A 16,486-nucleotide genomic window follows, 5' to 3' on the forward strand; every position below is an offset into this window, starting at 1 on the left:
ATTCCCCTTGGACTTTAGGGTTGTTTCAGTGTGGCGGGCTAACCGTTATACTTGCGCCCGCCTGCGAAACCGTGGCCGTGGGCGTGACTAGCCACCATTGAGGGTGTACGCGTGAACCTAATTATGAAAATGCTGGCCGCACCAGCAACCGTATTGGCCCTTTGGGCAGTCAGCGCTCAAGCGTCGACCACTGACGATATCGCCAAGCGCCTTGAACCCGTCGGCAAGGTCTGTGTACAAGGTCAAGAGTGCAAGGGGATGGAAGTCGCTGCTTCGGCAGGCGGCGGTGGGGCGAAAACCCCTGATGAAATCATTGCCAAGCATTGCAATGCTTGCCATGGCACCGGTCTGCTGGGCTCACCGAAAATCGGTGATGCTGCAGACTGGAAAAAACGCGCCGACAAAGAAGGCGGCACTGCTGCTGGCCTGGCGAAGGTAGCGTTGACCGGTCTCAATGCGATGCCGCCAAAAGGCACGTGCAGTGACTGCGAATTGAAAGACCTTGAAGGCGCCATCCAGAAGATGTCCGGCCTGAAATAAGCCTCCTCTTCAGCGAAAAAGCCGCTTGCGAGCGGCTTTTTTGTACCCGGGATTTGACCTCGAGACTGGTCATAACCATCAGGACGCGGCAAGCTCGGACCTACCTCAATTCATGGACAGGTCGGGAGGGTCTGATGGTGCAGTCGGTATCAATCGAACAGGCAGTCGATGATGTGCTCGCGCGTTTGCCCGCGCATATACACCTCGGCCTGCCGCTGGGGCTGGGCAAGCCCAACCGTTTCGTCAACGCGCTCTATCAGCGCATTGCCCAACTGCCCGAGCGGCAACTGACGGTGTACACCGCGTTGAGCCTGGGTCGTCCGTCATTGGGCGATGGCTTGCAGCGGCGCTTTCTGGAGCCCTTCATCGAGCGAGTATTTGGCGACTATCCCGAGCTGGATTTTCTCGCCGACCTGCACCGTGACAGCCTCCCGGCGAACATTCGCATCGAACAGTTCTTCATGCAGCCCGGCAGCTTGCTGCACAGCGCATCGGCGCAGCAGGACTACGTCAGCAGCAACTACAGCCACGCCGCCCGCGACATCAACGCCGCCGGATTGAACCTCGTGGCGCAACTGCTGGCCCATGACCCGCAGCAGCCGGAGCGGTTGAGTTTGAGCTGCAACCCGGACATCACCCTCGACCTGCTGCCGATGATCGCCAAGCGTCGCGCTGCCGGAGAAACCATTCTGCTGCTCGGTCAGGTTCACCGCGATCTGCCGTACATGCCGGGAGACTCGGAAGTCGAGCGCGCGGCGTTCGATCTGCTGATCGACGAGGAGGAGGGCAGCACGCTGTTTTCCACACCGAATATGCCGGTGGGCGTTCAGGATCACTTCATCGGCCTGCACGCCAGTACTCTGGTGCGGGACGGCGGAACCCTGCAAATCGGCATCGGTGCCATGGGCGACGCACTGACCGCCGCGTTGCTGGCTCGGCAGGCGGATAACGACGGCTATCGTGCACTGCTGACGGACCTTGATGCGCATTACTGGGCGCCACTGATTAGCCGTGAAGGCGGCGTGAAGCCCTTCGCCAAGGGGCTTTATGGTTGCAGCGAGATGTTCGTCAACGGTCTGCTGGTGTTGTCTGACGCCGGGATCGTGCGGCGTAAGGTTTATCCGAGTGTCGCCCTGCAACAGCAAGCCAATGCCGGCACTCTGGATGAGTCGTCTCAGGTAGGCGGCATTTCGATACACGGCGGATTTTTCCTCGGACCGCGCAGTTTCTATCAGCGGTTGCGGGATTTACCCCACAGCAAGCTCGCTGAATTCAACATGACCGCCATTAGCTACATCAACGAGTTGTACGGTCAGGAAGAGCTCAAACGTTTGCAGCGCCTGGATGCGCGCTTCATCAACAGTGCTTTCACCATGACCCTGCTCGGTGCCGGGGTCGCGGATCAGCTGGAAGATGGGCGGGTGCTCAGCGGTGTGGGCGGGCAATACAACTTCGTCGCCCAAGGCCATGCGCTGGAAGGCGCACGCTCGATTCTGATCCTGCGCAGCTGGCGTGAGTCGGGCGGTGAAGTGAGCTCGAACATGGTCTGGGCGTACGGTCACTGCACGATTCCACGGCACTTGCGCGACATTGTGATCACTGAATACGGCATTGCCGATTTGCGCGGCAAGACCGACGCCAAGGTGATCGAAGCGTTGCTGAACATCAGTGACTCACGCTTCCAGCCGGGCTTGATCGAGCAGGCGCAGAAAGCCGGCAAACTGCCGAAGGATTTTTGCCTCGATCCGCGTTTCACCGACAACAGCCCACAGCGCTTGCAGGCGATTGCTGCACGGCACCCTCGGTTGTTTCCGGAGTATCCGTTGGGCAGTGATTTCAGCAGCGAAGAGCGGGATGTGTTGCGCGCGCTGAACTGGCTCAAGAGCAAGTTCAAACTCACGGAGATTCTGGAACTGGGCAAAGCCGCACTGGATGCGCCGGAGCCGTCGGAGTACCCGGTGCAGCTGGAGCGGATGCAGCTGACGAAGCCTGCGGGCTTGAAGGAGGATTTGTATCAGCGGCTGTTGCTGGCAGGCCTGAAGGCCACCGCGCAGCAATGACCAGACAAGTGAACCTTGTGGGAGCGAGCTTGCTCGCGATGGCGGTGTAACAGCCGACATTGATGCTGAATGTTATGGCCTCATCGCGAGCAAGCTCGCTCCCACAGGTACAGCGGTGTACTTGTTGGAGCGGGCTTGCAGCTTGAAGCTTAAAACTGGCAGCTGCTCTTATTCGATAAAGGTCACAATGCCGTCAGTCAGGGACTTGACCCGGGCCAGGGATTCGACGCGATAGCCTTGCGCGTCCAGTTCGGCGCGGCCGCCCTGGAACGATTTTTCGATCACGATACCCAAGCCTGCCACGGTGGCGCCGGCCTGTTTGATGATCGAGATCAGCGCCTGCGAAGCCTTACCGTTGGCCAGGAAGTCGTCGATGATCAGCACGCGGTCGCTGCTGGTCAGGTGACGTGGGGAAATGGCCACGGTGCTTTCGGTTTGCTTGGTGAACGAGTAAACGGTCGCCGACAGCAGGTTTTCGGTCAGCGTCAGGGACTGATGCTTACGGGCGAAAATCACCGGCACGCCCAGGTTCAAACCGGTCATGATCGCTGGCGCAATGCCCGATGCTTCGATGGTGACGATCTTGGTGATCCCCGAATCCTTGAACAGCGTGGCGAATTCGTCGCCGATCAGCTTCATCAGTTGCGGGTCGATCTGGTGGTTCAGAAAGGCATCGACTTTCAGGACCTGATCGGAAAGCACGATGCCTTCTTCGCGAATTTTCTTGTGCAGTGCTTCCATGAGGTTTCCTCATCAAGCGCATTGAGCGCCAAAAGTCGGTTAAAAAGTAGTCGATTCTAGCGCTTTAACATCGCGCGTATATCCGCCAGTGCGCTATTGCCACGCACGGCTTTGACTTCGGTCGGGGTATCGTCGTTGCCTTCCCAGGCCAGGTCGTCCGGCGGCAGCTCATCAAGGAAACGGCTCGGTGAGCAGTCGATGATTTCGCCGTACTGTTTGCGCTTGGCGGCAAAGGTGAAGGCCAAGGTCTGACGCGCGCGGGTAATCCCGACGTAGGCCAGACGCCGTTCTTCTTCGATGGTGTCGGCTTCGATGCTGGAGCGGTGCGGGAGGATTTCCTCCTCCATGCCCATGATGAACACGTAGGGGAATTCCAGACCCTTGGAGGCGTGCAAGGTCATCATCTGCACGCCTTCGGCGCCGTCTTCCTCTTCCTGCTGACGTTCGAGCATGTCCCGCAGAACGAGTTTGCCGATTGCGTCTTCGACGGTCATTTCACCGTCTTCGTCTTTTTCCAGGGTGTTCTTCAGCGCTTCGATCAGGAACCAGACGTTACCCATGCGGTAGTCGGCGGCCTTGTCGCTGGAGCTGTTGGTGCGCAGCCAGTTCTCGTAGTCGATGTCCATGACCATGCTGCGCAGGGCCGAGATCGGGTCTTCGCCGGCGCACTGCTCGCGCACGCGGTCCATGAAACGCTTGAAGCGTGCCAGACGATCCGTGAAGCGGCTGTCCAGGTGTTCGCCCAGGCCGATTTCATCGGTCGCGGCATACATCGAGATCTTGCGTTCGGTCGCGTAGTTACCGAGTTTTTCCAGCGTGGTCGAACCGATTTCCCGGCGTGGGACGTTGATCACCCGCAGGAAGGCGTTGTCGTCATCCGGGTTCACGATCAGGCGGAAATAGGCCATCAGGTCTTTGACTTCCTGACGTCCGAAGAAGCTGTTGCCACCGGACAGGCGATAAGGAATCTGGTGGTGTTGCAGCTTCAGCTCAATCAGCTTGGCCTGGTAGTTACCGCGGTAGAGGATCGCGAAATCGCTGTACGGGCGGTCGGTGCGCAGGTGCAGGCTGAGGATTTCCACGGCCACGCGTTCGGCTTCGGCGTCTTCGTTGCGACAGCGGATCACGCGGATTTCGTCACCGTGGCCCATCTCGCTCCACAGCTGTTTTTCAAATTCGTGGGGGTTGTTCGAGATCAGCACGTTGGCGCAACGCAGGATGCGGCTGGTGGAGCGATAGTTTTGCTCCAGCATCACCACTTTCAAGGACGGATAGTCGTCCTTGAGCAGCATCAGGTTTTCCGGGCGGGCGCCGCGCCAGGCGTAGATCGACTGGTCATCGTCGCCGACCACGGTGAACTGGTTGCGGATGCCGATCAGCAGCTTGACCAGCAAATACTGGCTGGCGTTGGTGTCCTGGTATTCGTCCACCAGCAGGTAGCGAACTTTGTTCTGCCACTTTTCGAGGATGTCGGTGTGTTCCTGGAACAGCTTCACCGGCAGCAGGATCAGGTCGTCGAAGTCCACCGCGTTGAACGCTTTGAGCGTGCGTTGGTAGTGGGTGTAGACGATGGCGGCGGTCTGTTCCTTGGGATTGCGTGCGTTTTCCAGGGCTTCGGGCGGCAGGATCAGCTCGTTCTTCCAGGCGCCGATCATGTTCTTGATCTCGTCGACGCCGTCGTCTCCCGAGTATTCCTTCTGCATGATGTCGGTCATCAGGGCTTTGACGTCGGTCTCGTCGAAAATCGAGAAACCGGGTTTGTAGCCCAGCCGCACATGCTCCTTGCGGATGATGTTCAGCCCCAGGTTGTGGAACGTGCACACCGTCAGGCCGCGTCCTTCACCCCCCTTGAGCAAGGTGCCGACCCGCTCCTTCATCTCGCGCGCGGCCTTGTTGGTAAAGGTCATGGCGACGATGTACTGCGCGCGAATGCCGCAGCTCTGGATCAGGTGAGCGATCTTGCGGGTGATGACACTGGTCTTGCCGGAGCCAGCACCGGCGAGCACCAAAAGAGGGCCGCCGACGTAGCTCACGGCTTCTTGCTGCCGGGGATTGAGTCGGGACATGACGGAAAAAGGAGTCGATTGCGAAAAGGGCCGGCATTTTAACAGGATGCACAGATTCTGCCGCCTCTCTCCGACTTGTGACGCAGCACGCTATCTAAATTTGCCGGTTTTGTTACTTTCCCGCAGGATGCGTGTTGAATTTGCATCTAATGTTCGATTTAGAGCGGTACAACAGAATGTTTGATAATCAATATCATGGGTCATTGTTTATCTGCGCGTCATAATGCCCGCCGCCAACATCTTTTGCAGAGTCTAGGGAGCTAGCTTGTCTACGCCTGTCGAACCCTTGCGTTTGCTGCTACTGGCCGAAGAGCCAGTGTGGGCAGCGTTGTTGCGCGAGTGTCTGGCTCCGATGGGGAGCTCGGCTGTGCTGATCAGTGCACCGACCTGGGAGTCGGTGAGCAGTCTATTTGCTGACAACCGCAGCGCGGTGCTGTTGACCATTCCAGCACTTCAACCGGAACCGGGCCGTTGCAGCCTGCCGACGGTATTGTTGCTCGAACATGAACCGCCCATCCCACCGGACGGTGTCAGCGACTGGCTGGTACGTGATGTACTGGATGTGGATACATTGCGCCGCTGCCTGCGCCACGTGCGCGAGCGTGGTGTGCTCGAAAACACCTTGCAGCGTCTCGCCGAGCAAGATCCGCTGACCGGTATTGCCAACCGCCAGGGTTTTCAGACCCTGCTGGCGGCGCGTCTGGCGGAAAACGACGGACGCGGTCTGGCGCTGGGGCATCTGGACCTCGATAACTTCCGGCACGCCAATGACGCTCTAGGCCATCAGGCCGGTGACCGGCTGATCCTGCAAGTGGTCTCGCGGCTCAAGAGCCAGCTTGAGGCCGGTGATCAACTGGCGCGTCTGGGCAGCGACGAATTCGCCTTGCTCATCGACACCCGTCGCGCACCGCAACGCGCCGAGTGGATGGCCGAACGCATCACCGAAGTCATGGCCGAACCCTACTGGGTCGATGGCGAAAGCCTGTTGATCGGTTGCAGCCTGGGCATCGCCCACGCCCGTGCGCAGGCCGGCGCCGACCCGTTGATGTGGCACGCGCACATCGCCATGCAGCAAGCCAAAAGCACCCAAGGCTGCACCTTTCATATCTTCAATGAACGCATCAACCGCAATGCCCGCAGCCTCGCCGATCTTGAAAGCGAACTGCGCCGGGCCTTGCGTCGCGATGAGCTGGAATTGCATTACCAGCCGCGACTGAACCTGGACGACGGGCAAATCGTCGGCCTCGAAGCGCTGGTGCGTTGGCGCCATGGCGAGCGCGGGCTGTTGCCGCCGAGCGAGTTCGTGCCGCTGGCCGAGCAGAGCGGTTTGATCGTGCCGTTGGGCTATTGGGTCATTTCCCGCGCCTTGCGCGACATGCAGGCGTTACGCGAACGCGGTCTGCCGCCGTTGCACATGGCGGTGAACCTGTCGTTCCGGCAGTTCCAGGACAGTCAGTTACTGTCGACCTTGAGCCGGTTGATTGCCGAGCGCGGCGTTGAAGCGCAGTGGCTGGAATTCGAACTGACAGAAACCGCAGTGATGCGTCGCAGCGATCTGGTCAAACAGACCATGGATGCTTTGGGACGTCTGGGCGTGCGTTTCTCCCTGGACGACTTCGGTACCGGTTTCTCATCGTTCGTGCACCTCAACAGCCTGCCGATTGCCTTGCTGAAGATCGACAAAAGCTTTGTCGGTGGCATGGAGATGCGTGAGGAAAATCGCAAGCTGGTCCACGCCATGATCAACCTGGCCCACAACCTCAACCTGGAAGTGGTCGCCGAGGGCGTTGAAACCCCTGAACAGCTTGAGCTGCTGCGTGGCTTTGGTTGCGATCAGGTGCAGGGTTACCTGATCAGCAAACCGTTGCCGCTGGCGGAACTGGTCGAATACCTGACCTTCGGTAGCAGCCAGCAGGCGATTGTTCAGGCCATTTAAAAGATCGCAGCCGGTGTAGGAGCTGCCGCAGGCTGCGATCTTTTGATCTTAATCTGGCTGAATGACCTGAAAACCCACCTGTGCTGACGGCTCGCGCCGGATCATCCGCTTCATCTTCCATTCAAATGCCAGCGTCAAACTGACTGCCGAGCAGGCCAGTCCCAGCGCCAGGCCCCACCAGACACCGGTCGGTCCCCCATTGAGGTGGAAAGCCATCCACCACGCAGCTGGCGCGCCGATCAGCCAATAGCAAACGAGGCCAACCAGGAACGTAGTCTTGGCGTCCTTCAGGCCACGTATGCAGCCCATGGCGATGGTCTGGGTACCGTCGAACAGCTCGAACCACGCCGCCACCGCCAGCAGGCTCACCGCGAGGTTGATCACCTCGCGAAACGCCGGGTCATTTTGGTCCAGGAACAGCCCCACCAGCTGGTTCGGCAGCAGCCAGAACACCATGGCAAATCCCAGCATCGCCACCGCCCCAAAGCCGATGCCGACCCGCCCGGCCAAGCGCGCATCGAGTAATTGCCCGCCACCGTAATGCTGACCGATGCGCAGGGTGATGGCATACGACAGCCCCGCCGGAATCATGAACGCCACCGAGACAATTTGCAGGGCGATCTGATGCGCCGCCAATTGCGTGCTGCCCATGGTGCCCATGCACAACGCGCCAAACGCGAACAGGCCGACTTCTACCGCGTAGGTGCCGCCAATCGGCAGGCCCAGACGCCACAGCTCACGCAGGTACTGGCGGTTTGGCCGTGACAGCCCTTTGCGCAGCGGATACGCGTCGTAAGCCGGATGCCGGCGAATATGCCAGGCCAGGCCGAGTGCCATGCAGTTGGCGACGATGGCCGTGACCAGACCGATCCCCATCAAACCCATTTTCGGCAGGCCGAACATACCGGTGATCAGCGCATAGTTGAGCAGGAAGTTGGCCACGGTCCCGACAAGGCTGATGACCATCACCGGCGTCGTCCGGCCGATGGCGCTGGTAAAGCCGCGCAAGGCCATGAAACTCAGGTAGCCGGGCAGGGCGAACGGCAGAATCGACAGGAACTGGCCGGCCGCGTGCACGTTGCTTTCGGTCTGGCCGAACAGCAGCAACACCGGTTTGAGGTTCCACAACAACAAACCCGCCACTATGGCCATCAACCACGCCAGCCAGAGTCCGGCCTGGGTCAGCCGAGTAGCGCCCTCTATGTCGCCGGCGCCCTGCCGGATCGCCACCAGCGTGCCGACCGCCGCGATCACGCCGATACAGAAAATCGACACGAACGTATAAGTCGCCGCGCCCAGGCCGCCACCGGCCAAGGCTTCCGGACTGAGCCGGGCCATCATCAAGGTATCGGTGAGGATCATCAGCATGTGCGCCAACTGCGAGGCGATCAACGGCCCTGCCAGCCGCAGGATGGCCCAGAGTTCGGTACGTGCTGGATGCTGCATGATCATCACGCTCATTTAGTCTGACAAAGTGGGAAGGGCTGATTCTCGGCGCTCGCAAGTGTTTGCACAAAGGGATAAAAACGATTGCTCGCATGATTAAAACTCATGCTGGAGAGTTTCTGATAGGGTTTCAGGGTCGCGCTATAGGAGCTTTCCTGATGTCTCGTCGTCTTCCTCCGCTTTATGCCCTTCGCGCTTTCGAAGCCGCGGCACGGCACAGTTCGTTTACCCGTGCGGCTGAAGAGCTGTCGATTACCCAAAGCGCCGTCAGCCGCCATGTGCGTACGCTGGAGGAGCATTTTGCCTGTCGGCTGTTTCAGCGCAGCGGGCGCAATCTGCAACTGACCGAGGCCGCACGTTTACTGTTGCCGGGCGTGCGCGAAGGCTTTGGCGCGCTGGAACGGGCCTGCAATACCTTGCGCGCCGAAGATGACGTTTTGCGCATGAAAGCCCCGTCGACCCTGACCATGCGCTGGCTGCTGGCGCGACTCAGCCGCTTCCGGCATTTGCAGCCGGGTAACGAGGTGCAGCTGACCAGCGCCTGGATGGACGTCGACTCGGTGGACTTCAATCACGAACCGTTCGATTGCGCCGTGTTGCTGAGCAACGGGCATTTTCCGCCGGACTGGGAAGCCAGTTATCTGTTTCCAGAGTTGTTGATCCCGGTCGGTTCGCCGAATCTGTTGAATGATCAGCCGTGGGATGTCGAGCGGCTGGCCAGCACTGAATTGCTCCATCCGACTCCCGATCGGCGTGACTGGCGCAGTTGGCTCGAGTGCATGGGCCTGTCCGAGCAGGTGTCGCTCAAGGGCGGGCAGGTGTTCGATACGCTGGAGCTGGGGATGATCGCCGCCGCCCGAGGTTACGGGGTGTCGATGGGTGACTTGCTGATGGTCGCCGAAGATGTGGCTCAGGGACGGCTGAGTTTGCCGTGGCCGACCGCCGTTGCGAGCGGTCTGAATTATTACCTGGTCTGGCCGAAAACCCGCCCCGGCGGCGAACGTTTGCGCCGCCTTAGCGACTTCCTCCAGGGCGAGGTCCAGGCCATGGAATTGCCGGATGTCGAGCGCCTCGGCTGAATCGATGTGATCGCCGCAATGGCGGCTGCGTTAGCCGCTGATCGAGTGGGAATGAACCAAATGATGGTTTGCGCTGTGTTGTGCCGTTTTTAAGCTTGCTGAAACGTTTCATCAGCGGTATAAAAAATGCACAACTCCAAGAAAGGCGCTTCTCATGACCCCGCTCAAACTGATCGTTGCCCTCAGCACGTTGACGGCTGCCTCCCACGTCATGGCCTGGGATTACGTGTTGCTCGACACCGACAAGGCTGCCCAGAACCAGCAAATCACCAGCCAGCAGCTCGGTGTGAAAACCGACAAACCCTTCTCCGTAACCCTGCGTACTTTGCACGGCGGTCGACAGGAGGGCGTCAGCATCGTCGACATTGATAATGGCACGATGAAACTCTCGGTAGTGCCAACTCGTGGCATGAACGTCCTACAGGCGTCGGTAGGGAGTGTGCGCATGGGTTGGGATTCACCGGTCAAGGACGTGGTCAATCCGTCCTTCATCGAACTCAACGGCCGCGGCGGACTGGGCTGGCTCGAAGGCTTCAACGAACTGGTCGCCCGCTGCGGATACGAATGGGTTGGCCACCCCGGCATGGACAACGGCGAACTGCTGACCCTTCATGGCCGCGCCGCGAACATTCCCGCCAGCAAAGTCACTCTGCACATCGATGAAAAGCCGCCCTACGCCATCAGCCTGCGCGGCGAGCTGAAAGAGCAGGCGTTCAAGAAAGTCGATTTTTCGGTGATGACCGAACTGGTCACCGAACCTGGCAGCGTGCGTTTCTCCCTCAACGACACCCTGACCAACAACGGCGACTATCCGAAGGAGTACCAGGCGCTCTACCACAGCAACTTCAGCACCCCCTTCCTGGAACAGGGCGCTCGTTTCGCCGCGCCGGTGAAACAGGTGTCGCCGTTCAACGACAAGGCCAAGGGGGATTTGCCCAACTGGCAGACCTATCGCGCGCCGACCAAGGACTACGACGAAACCGTCTACAACGTCGTGCCGTATGCCGATGCCAAGGGCAACACGCTGACGGTGCTGCATAACAAAGCGAGCAACCTCGGTGTGTCGGTTGGCTTCAATACCCGGCAATTGCCGGTGTTCTCACTGTGGAAAAATACCGATACCCAAGGGCAGGGCTATGTCACGGGGCTGGAGCCGGGGACGAGTTTTTCCTACAACCGCAGGTATCAGCGGCCACTGAATCTGGTGCCGACGATTGCGGCCAAGGAACAGAAGCAGTTCCAGATCAGCTATAGCTTGCTGGCGGATAAAGCGGCTGTGGATAAAGCGTTGACGCGGGTGAGCGAGATTCAGGGTGGGCGGGAGACTGAAGTGCGGCAAACACCGTTGGTGGATCTCACCAAGGAATAACCTCGACTAGTTTGTGGTCGGTCGATACTGCAACGCTTCGGCCAAATGCTCACGGGTGATTGCATCAACCTGCTCAAGGTCCGCCAGGGTACGCGCCACCTTGAGCAGTCGGTGCGCGGCCCTCAACGATAAGGTCAATCGCTCGCACGCGGTTTCCAGCCAGTTTTCGTCGGTTGTGGATAACGTGCAGTGTTGGCGCAGGCCCGGCAGGTCGAGGAAGGCATTGGCGCAGCCCTGGCGTTTGTGTTGCCGCTCCCTTGCATCCGCGACCAAGGCTGCGGCGGTTACGGTGTCATCGCCGGGTTTTAGTGCCGGATTCAACGCCGTGGTTTCGCGGGCAACCGTCAGGTGCAGATCAATTCGGTCCAGCAGCGGCCCCGACAGTTTGTTGCGATAACGCTGAATCTGGTCTGGAGAACAACAGCAGCGTCCGCTCGGCTCGCCAAGATATCCACAGGGGCACGGGTTCATTGCGGCCACCAGTTGAAAGCGCGCGGGAAAACGTACGCGGTCACGAGCTCGGGAAATCACGATGCACCCCGATTCCAGCGGTTCTCTCAGCACCTCCAGCACCTTGCGATCAAACTCCGGCAGCTCATCGAGGAACAGCACGCCATGGTGGGCGAGGGTGATTTCACCGGGCTGTGGTTTCGAGCCTCCGCCCACCAGTGCCGGGCCGGACGCCGAATGGTGCGGCTGGCGGAACGGTCGTTGAGGCCAATGGCTCAACGGCACACAACTGGTGACCGATTGAATCGCCGCGACTTCCAGCGCTTCACTCTCGGCCAGTGGCGGCAGCAGCCCAGGCAAACGACTCGCCAGCAGGGTTTTCCCCGTTCCCGGTGGCCCGCTGAACAGCAGGTTATGAGCCCCTGCAGCAGCAATCAGTAATGCACGCTTGGCCGCAGTCTGGCCCTGCACTTCATTTAAATCAGGGTAGGGTTTGCTGGCGTAGAGCAAGCCGTTGGAAACAAACGGTTCTACGGGCGTGTGGCCATTGAAATGCGCGACCGCCTCCAACAGATGATCCACCGCAATGACCTTTAATCCTGAGGCCAGGCACGCTTCCTCGGCATTCGCCCGCGGCACCATCAGTGATCGTCCGGCCTTGCGCGCCGCGAGTGCTGCCGGCAATACACCACGAACCGCTCGCACCTCGCCTGACAGCGCCAACTCGCCCAGGCACTCCACGTCATCCAGCGTCAGCGTCGGCACCTGTACGCTGGCCGCCAGAATCCCAAGGGCGATCGCCAGATCGAAGCGTCCACCGTCTTTCGGTAAATCGGCCGGGGCGAGATTCAAGGTGATGCGCCTTGCCGGAAATTGCAGCCCGGAATTGATGATCGCACTGCGCACCCGATCCTTGCTTTCCTTCACCGCTGCTTCCGGCAAGCCCACCATCGTCAGCGACGGCAAGCCGTTGGCCAAATGGACTTCTACGGTGACGGCGGGCGCTTCCACACCGACCTGGGCGCGGCTATGGACGATGGCCAGAGACATGATCATTCCTTGAGCTTGCGAGAACCGCTTCCTGCGGTTTTTTGAAGGGTAGTTGCGGCGTAGTGTTTTAGCGCGCTGGCAGTGGAACCAAACTTTCGCAGGATGTTGCGAGCGTCGGCGGATCCTGAAGTATCAATTCCTTTTAGGCCTGTTCAATAGGCACTCGATTGATTTGAATGCAAAAAAAACCGCCAGTCAGGCGGTTCTCTATGCAAAGAAAATTTAGGCGTGATGAACACAGTTGTTACACCGGTGGATTCAGCCTGGCTTCCAACTCGGCGACTTTCGTCTCAAGACTCTCCAACCGTGCCCGGGTGCGCGCCAGGACGACCATCTGGCTGTCGAATTCTTCCCGGCTCACCAGATCAAGCTTGCTGAAGCCGCTTTGCAGCAGGGCTTTGAACTGGCTTTCGATTTCGCTTTTTGGCAGCGGGGTTTCGCCGCTGAACAGGCGGGAGGCGTGGCCGCTCAGGGCGTCGAGGAAGTCTTTGGGCGCGAGCATGGGAAATGTCCTGGAAACAATGGCCGGCAGTGTATCACGCAGTGTCTATAGTCAATGGCGCGGGCACGGATGCACGCTTTTCGCGCATGTTGTCGGGCGTTGTTGCACCGTTGTTGTGCGTATTGGTGGTGGCGATTGGGCATTGGCGCCCGTGGCATCGACCAAGGGATTGAAATCATTGGTTTTTTACGAGATGGCAAGCTTTCTGCTTAGTCTCTTGTGACCTATGCACTGATGCAGTCGCTGTGACGAATGCAGTGCGGCAGGCGGAGCGGGGAGTTTCGTCAGGAGCGGTTAACTGGCGTCAGTCGGGCGAGTAGGGCCGACGATGCGTTACAAAGCCAGGCACTGCGCTTAGACTTGAGTCGGGTTTGTTTTCCTGGGGCAAGTCCACCAATTCGGGAGAGAGTTTTCATGAAACTAGTCACTGCCATCATCAAGCCGTTCAAGCTGGACGATGTACGCGAGTCGTTGTCCGAGATCGGCGTGCAGGGCATTACCGTCACTGAGGTCAAAGGCTTCGGTCGGCAGAAGGGTCACACCGAGCTGTATCGCGGCGCGGAGTACGTGGTCGATTTTCTGCCCAAGGTGAAGATTGATGTCGCTATTGACGACAAGGATCTTGACCGGGTTATCGAGGCGATAACCAAGGCGGCCAACACCGGCAAGATTGGTGACGGCAAGATCTTCGTAGTCAATCTGGAACAGGCTATTCGCATCCGTACCGGCGAAACCGATACCGACGCAATCTAAGCCACCAAACCCAACGCCCCAGGAGAAAACAATATGACTCTGCGTAAATTCGCAGGACTAGGAGCCCTGTTGTCCATCGTAATGCCCAGCCTGGCCATGGCGGCAGACCCGGTGGCGCCTCCAGTCCTCAACTCCGGCGATACCGCCTGGATGTTGACCTCTACTGCCCTCGTGCTGTTCATGACTATTCCAGGCCTCGCGCTGTTCTACGGCGGCATGGTTCGTTCCAAAAACGTTCTTTCGTTGATGATGCAGTGCTTCGCCATTACCGGCCTGGTCACCATCCTGTGGTTCCTTTATGGCTACAGCATGGCGTTTGACACGACTGGCATGGAAGTAAACGTCGTCAACCTGAATTCCTTTGTCGGCAGCTTCGCCAAGGCTTTCCTCGCCGGCATCACGCCTGCCAGTATTACCGGCCCTACGGCGCTGTTTCCCGAGGCGGTGTTCGTCACCTATCAGATGACTTTCGCCATCATCACCCCGGCGCTGATCGTCGGTGCGTTCGCCGAGCGGATGAAGTTCTCCGCGATGATGGTGTTCATGGGCATCTGGTTCACCCTGGTTTACGCGCCGATCGCGCACATGGTCTGGAGCGGTCCGGGTTCACTGTTGGGCGACTGGGGCGTGCTCGACTTCGCGGGCGGCACCGTGGTCCACATCAACGCCGGTGTCGCCGGTCTGGTGGCGTGCCTGGTACTGGGCAAGCGCAAAGGCTTCCCGACCACGCCGATGGCTCCGCACAACCTCGGTTACACCCTGATGGGCGCCGCGATGTTGTGGGTCGGCTGGTTCGGTTTCAACGCTGGTTCCGCTTCAGCCGCCAACGGCACTGCCGGTATGGCCATGCTGGTGACTCAGATCGCTACCGCCGCAGCGGCCCTGGGCTGGATGTTCGCCGAGTGGCTGACCCACGGCAAACCTAGCGCACTGGGTATCGCTTCGGGTGTGGTTGCCGGTCTGGTTGCGATCACTCCGGCCGCGGGCACCGTTGGCCCGATGGGCTCGCTGATTATCGGTCTGGCAGCAGGCGTGGTGTGCTTCTTCTGCGCCACCACCCTGAAACGCAAACTGGGTTACGACGACTCCCTCGACGCCTTCGGCGTGCACGGCATCGGCGGTATCCTCGGCGCGATCCTCACCGGTGTATTCGCGGCTCCGTCGCTGGGTGGCTTCGGCACCGTGACCGACATCGCGGCACAAGTCTGGATTCAGTGCAAAGGCGTGGGCTTCACGGTGATCTACACCGCGATCGCCACCTTCATCATTCTCAAGGTGCTGGACGCCGTCATGGGTCTGCGAATCACCGATGAGGAAGAAGCGGTCGGCATCGACCTGGCTCTGCACAACGAGCGCGGCTACAACATGTAAGTTCGCGAAAAAAAAGTGCCCGGCTTGCCGGGCATTTTTTTGTCCGGGATTTGTCATTGTAGAAACAGCTGAAAGGATTTTTCATCCGCCATCAGCAGTGTTTACGGTGATGGTTTTTATTGGGCCAATGGCTTACAGCATTGCAGGAATATTAGGGCCTTTGTTTTTTCCCAGAGCGCGCTAGAATGCGCCCCGAACGTGCGGAGAACTGTATGTGGCAACAGACTCTGATAACCCTGCGGGCACGGCCCCGGGGCTTTCATCTGGTAACGGACGAGTTACTCGCCGGCCTGCCTGAACTCAAGGCATGTCGGGTCGGTCTGTTGCATTTGTGGCTGCAGCATACCTCGGCGTCGTTGACCATCAACGAGAACGCTGATCCGGCGGTACGTCGCGACTTCGAACGGTTTTTCAATCGGCTGATCCCACAAGGAACAGCCGGCTATGAGCATAACGACGAAGGCCTGGACGACCTCCCGGCGCACTTCAAGGCCAGTTTGCTAGGCTGTCAATTGAGTTTGCCGATAACGGCGGGCCGATTGGCGTTAGGTAGCTGGCAAGGTGTTTATCTGGGTGAGCACCGCGATCATGGCGGTGCTCGCAAAGTCCTCGCCACCGTGCACGGTGAAGAGGCATAAACCCGCTGGTCACCAGTGGATGTTGAATTTTTTCCGGCAGTCGTCGACAGACGACGAAGCTGGGCTATAACTAATCTGCTTTTCGCAAGTCATGAGGTAGAACATGAGCGACGATGATCTGGAAAACGACGACCTCGAAGTAGGCGACGAAGACGAGACCGAAGAAGGCCTGGAAGCAGCGGCGGAAGACGTTGCTGACGACGATGGCGGTGATGACACACCGGTCCCGACCGCCAAAGGCAAGGCCAAGGCTGCGGTGTCGGTAGACGAGCTGCCGAGTGTCGAAGCCAAGAACAAAGAGCGCGATGCTCTGGCGCGCGCGATGGAAGAGTTCCTTGCCAAAGGCGGCAAGGTTCAGGAAGTCGAGGCCAACGTGGTGGCGGATCCGCCAAAGAAGCCTGATAACAAGTACGGCAGCCGGCCTATCTAAGCGCCTGCTACGTGATTGCTGAAAAAGCCCGCCGTCGCTGCGGGCTTTTTCATGG

The 16,486-nt window shown here is 59.3% G+C and carries 14 protein-coding genes; 9 read left to right on the forward strand and 5 right to left on the reverse strand.

The annotated features are described in order from the left end of the window. Window positions 1-123: 123 nt before the first annotated feature. Together AC1RPZ_RS04660 and AC1RPZ_RS04665 are read left to right on the forward strand one after the other, a co-directional pair. Entirely contained in the window at window positions 124-540 is a 417-nt protein-coding gene (locus AC1RPZ_RS04660; protein WP_493135698.1) for a c-type cytochrome, read from the forward strand. Between the two features lie 134 nt (window positions 541-674). Beyond that, on the forward strand, window positions 675-2,600 hold the full coding sequence (locus tag AC1RPZ_RS04665; RefSeq protein ID WP_493135318.1) for an acetyl-CoA hydrolase/transferase C-terminal domain-containing protein: 1,926 nt from the start codon (window positions 675-677) through the stop codon (window positions 2,598-2,600). Window positions 2,601-2,768: 168 nt separating this feature from the next. Here the strand turns inward: AC1RPZ_RS04665 and AC1RPZ_RS04670 are convergent, their stop codons facing one another. Further along, window positions 2,769-3,341 carry a xanthine phosphoribosyltransferase gene (locus AC1RPZ_RS04670; RefSeq protein ID WP_493135320.1) on the reverse strand — a complete coding sequence of 191 codons (573 nt, stop codon included), beginning with the start codon at window positions 3,339-3,341 and terminating at the stop codon, window positions 2,769-2,771. A 56-nt stretch (window positions 3,342-3,397) separates the two neighbouring features. Next, window positions 3,398-5,407 carry a DNA helicase Rep gene (gene rep, locus AC1RPZ_RS04675; RefSeq protein ID WP_493135322.1) on the reverse strand — a complete coding sequence of 670 codons (2,010 nt, stop codon included), beginning with the start codon at window positions 5,405-5,407 and terminating at the stop codon, window positions 3,398-3,400. Window positions 5,408-5,672: 265 nt separating this feature from the next. Between rep and AC1RPZ_RS04680 the strand changes: the two genes are divergently transcribed. Then, the gene (locus AC1RPZ_RS04680) at window positions 5,673-7,343 is read left to right on the forward strand and encodes a putative bifunctional diguanylate cyclase/phosphodiesterase (RefSeq protein WP_493135324.1); all 1,671 of its coding nucleotides are present in this window, start codon (window positions 5,673-5,675) and stop codon (window positions 7,341-7,343) included. A 48-nt stretch (window positions 7,344-7,391) separates the two neighbouring features. Here AC1RPZ_RS04680 and AC1RPZ_RS04685 read toward each other — a convergent pair whose 3' ends face one another. Then, the gene (locus AC1RPZ_RS04685; RefSeq protein ID WP_493135327.1) at window positions 7,392-8,789 is read right to left on the reverse strand and encodes a NorM family multidrug efflux MATE transporter; all 1,398 of its coding nucleotides are present in this window, start codon (window positions 8,787-8,789) and stop codon (window positions 7,392-7,394) included. 158 nt (window positions 8,790-8,947) lie between these two features. On the opposite strand from AC1RPZ_RS04685, the gene AC1RPZ_RS04690 reads away from it, so the two are divergent. Then, window positions 8,948-9,868 (forward strand): LysR substrate-binding domain-containing protein, encoded by a 921-nt coding sequence (locus tag AC1RPZ_RS04690; RefSeq protein ID WP_477769180.1) that lies wholly within the window; start codon window positions 8,948-8,950, stop codon window positions 9,866-9,868. 154 nt (window positions 9,869-10,022) lie between these two features. Beyond that, window positions 10,023-11,237 carry an aldose 1-epimerase family protein gene (locus tag AC1RPZ_RS04695; protein ID WP_493135329.1) on the forward strand — a complete coding sequence of 405 codons (1,215 nt, stop codon included), beginning with the start codon at window positions 10,023-10,025 and terminating at the stop codon, window positions 11,235-11,237. Between the two features lie 6 nt (window positions 11,238-11,243). On the opposite strand, the gene AC1RPZ_RS04700 is transcribed toward AC1RPZ_RS04695, so the two are convergent. Then, the gene (locus AC1RPZ_RS04700; protein WP_493135331.1) at window positions 11,244-12,737 is read right to left on the reverse strand and encodes a YifB family Mg chelatase-like AAA ATPase; all 1,494 of its coding nucleotides are present in this window, start codon (window positions 12,735-12,737) and stop codon (window positions 11,244-11,246) included. A 244-nt stretch (window positions 12,738-12,981) separates the two neighbouring features. Beyond that, entirely contained in the window at window positions 12,982-13,239 is a 258-nt protein-coding gene (locus tag AC1RPZ_RS04705) for an accessory factor UbiK family protein (protein WP_493135333.1), read from the reverse strand. Between the two features lie 414 nt (window positions 13,240-13,653). On the opposite strand from AC1RPZ_RS04705, the gene glnK reads away from it, so the two are divergent. The 4 genes from glnK to sutA all read left to right on the forward strand — a co-directional run bounded on the left by glnK (window position 13,654) and on the right by sutA (window position 16,431). Beyond that, window positions 13,654-13,992, forward strand: a complete 339-nt coding sequence (gene glnK / locus AC1RPZ_RS04710) for a P-II family nitrogen regulator (RefSeq protein ID WP_002555808.1) — start codon at window positions 13,654-13,656, stop codon at window positions 13,990-13,992. 33 nt (window positions 13,993-14,025) lie between these two features. Then, entirely contained in the window at window positions 14,026-15,363 is a 1,338-nt protein-coding gene (locus AC1RPZ_RS04715) for an ammonium transporter (RefSeq protein ID WP_493135335.1), read from the forward strand. A 212-nt stretch (window positions 15,364-15,575) separates the two neighbouring features. Continuing rightward, window positions 15,576-16,001 carry a secondary thiamine-phosphate synthase enzyme YjbQ gene (locus AC1RPZ_RS04720; RefSeq protein WP_493135337.1) on the forward strand — a complete coding sequence of 142 codons (426 nt, stop codon included), beginning with the start codon at window positions 15,576-15,578 and terminating at the stop codon, window positions 15,999-16,001. Between the two features lie 103 nt (window positions 16,002-16,104). Beyond that, the gene (gene sutA / locus AC1RPZ_RS04725; RefSeq protein ID WP_019694242.1) at window positions 16,105-16,431 is read left to right on the forward strand and encodes a dormancy-specific transcriptional regulator SutA; all 327 of its coding nucleotides are present in this window, start codon (window positions 16,105-16,107) and stop codon (window positions 16,429-16,431) included. Window positions 16,432-16,486: the final 55 nt, after the last annotated feature.

The organism is Pseudomonas sp. GW822-FHT02D10 (genome assembly GCF_058802345.1).

What these genes read in the sequence shown, in the direction of transcription:
- sutA (WP_019694242.1), top strand. Translation starts at nt 16,105, where the DNA reads ATGAGCGACGATGATCTGGAAAACGACGACCTCGAAGTAGGCGACGAA.
- rep (WP_493135322.1), bottom strand. Translation starts at nt 5,407, where the DNA reads ATGTCCCGACTCAATCCCCGGCAGCAAGAAGCCGTGAGCTACGTCGGC.
- AC1RPZ_RS04715 (WP_493135335.1), top strand. Translation starts at nt 14,026, where the DNA reads ATGACTCTGCGTAAATTCGCAGGACTAGGAGCCCTGTTGTCCATCGTA.
- AC1RPZ_RS04690 (WP_477769180.1), top strand. Translation starts at nt 8,948, where the DNA reads ATGTCTCGTCGTCTTCCTCCGCTTTATGCCCTTCGCGCTTTCGAAGCC.
- AC1RPZ_RS04685 (WP_493135327.1), bottom strand. Translation starts at nt 8,789, where the DNA reads ATGCAGCATCCAGCACGTACCGAACTCTGGGCCATCCTGCGGCTGGCA.
- AC1RPZ_RS04670 (WP_493135320.1), bottom strand. Translation starts at nt 3,341, where the DNA reads ATGGAAGCACTGCACAAGAAAATTCGCGAAGAAGGCATCGTGCTTTCC.
- AC1RPZ_RS04695 (WP_493135329.1), top strand. Translation starts at nt 10,023, where the DNA reads ATGACCCCGCTCAAACTGATCGTTGCCCTCAGCACGTTGACGGCTGCC.
- AC1RPZ_RS04720 (WP_493135337.1), top strand. Translation starts at nt 15,576, where the DNA reads ATGTGGCAACAGACTCTGATAACCCTGCGGGCACGGCCCCGGGGCTTT.
- AC1RPZ_RS04665 (WP_493135318.1), top strand. Translation starts at nt 675, where the DNA reads ATGGTGCAGTCGGTATCAATCGAACAGGCAGTCGATGATGTGCTCGCG.
- glnK (WP_002555808.1), top strand. Translation starts at nt 13,654, where the DNA reads ATGAAACTAGTCACTGCCATCATCAAGCCGTTCAAGCTGGACGATGTA.
- AC1RPZ_RS04700 (WP_493135331.1), bottom strand. Translation starts at nt 12,737, where the DNA reads ATGTCTCTGGCCATCGTCCATAGCCGCGCCCAGGTCGGTGTGGAAGCG.
- AC1RPZ_RS04660 (WP_493135698.1), top strand. Translation starts at nt 124, where the DNA reads ATGAAAATGCTGGCCGCACCAGCAACCGTATTGGCCCTTTGGGCAGTC.
- AC1RPZ_RS04705 (WP_493135333.1), bottom strand. Translation starts at nt 13,239, where the DNA reads ATGCTCGCGCCCAAAGACTTCCTCGACGCCCTGAGCGGCCACGCCTCC.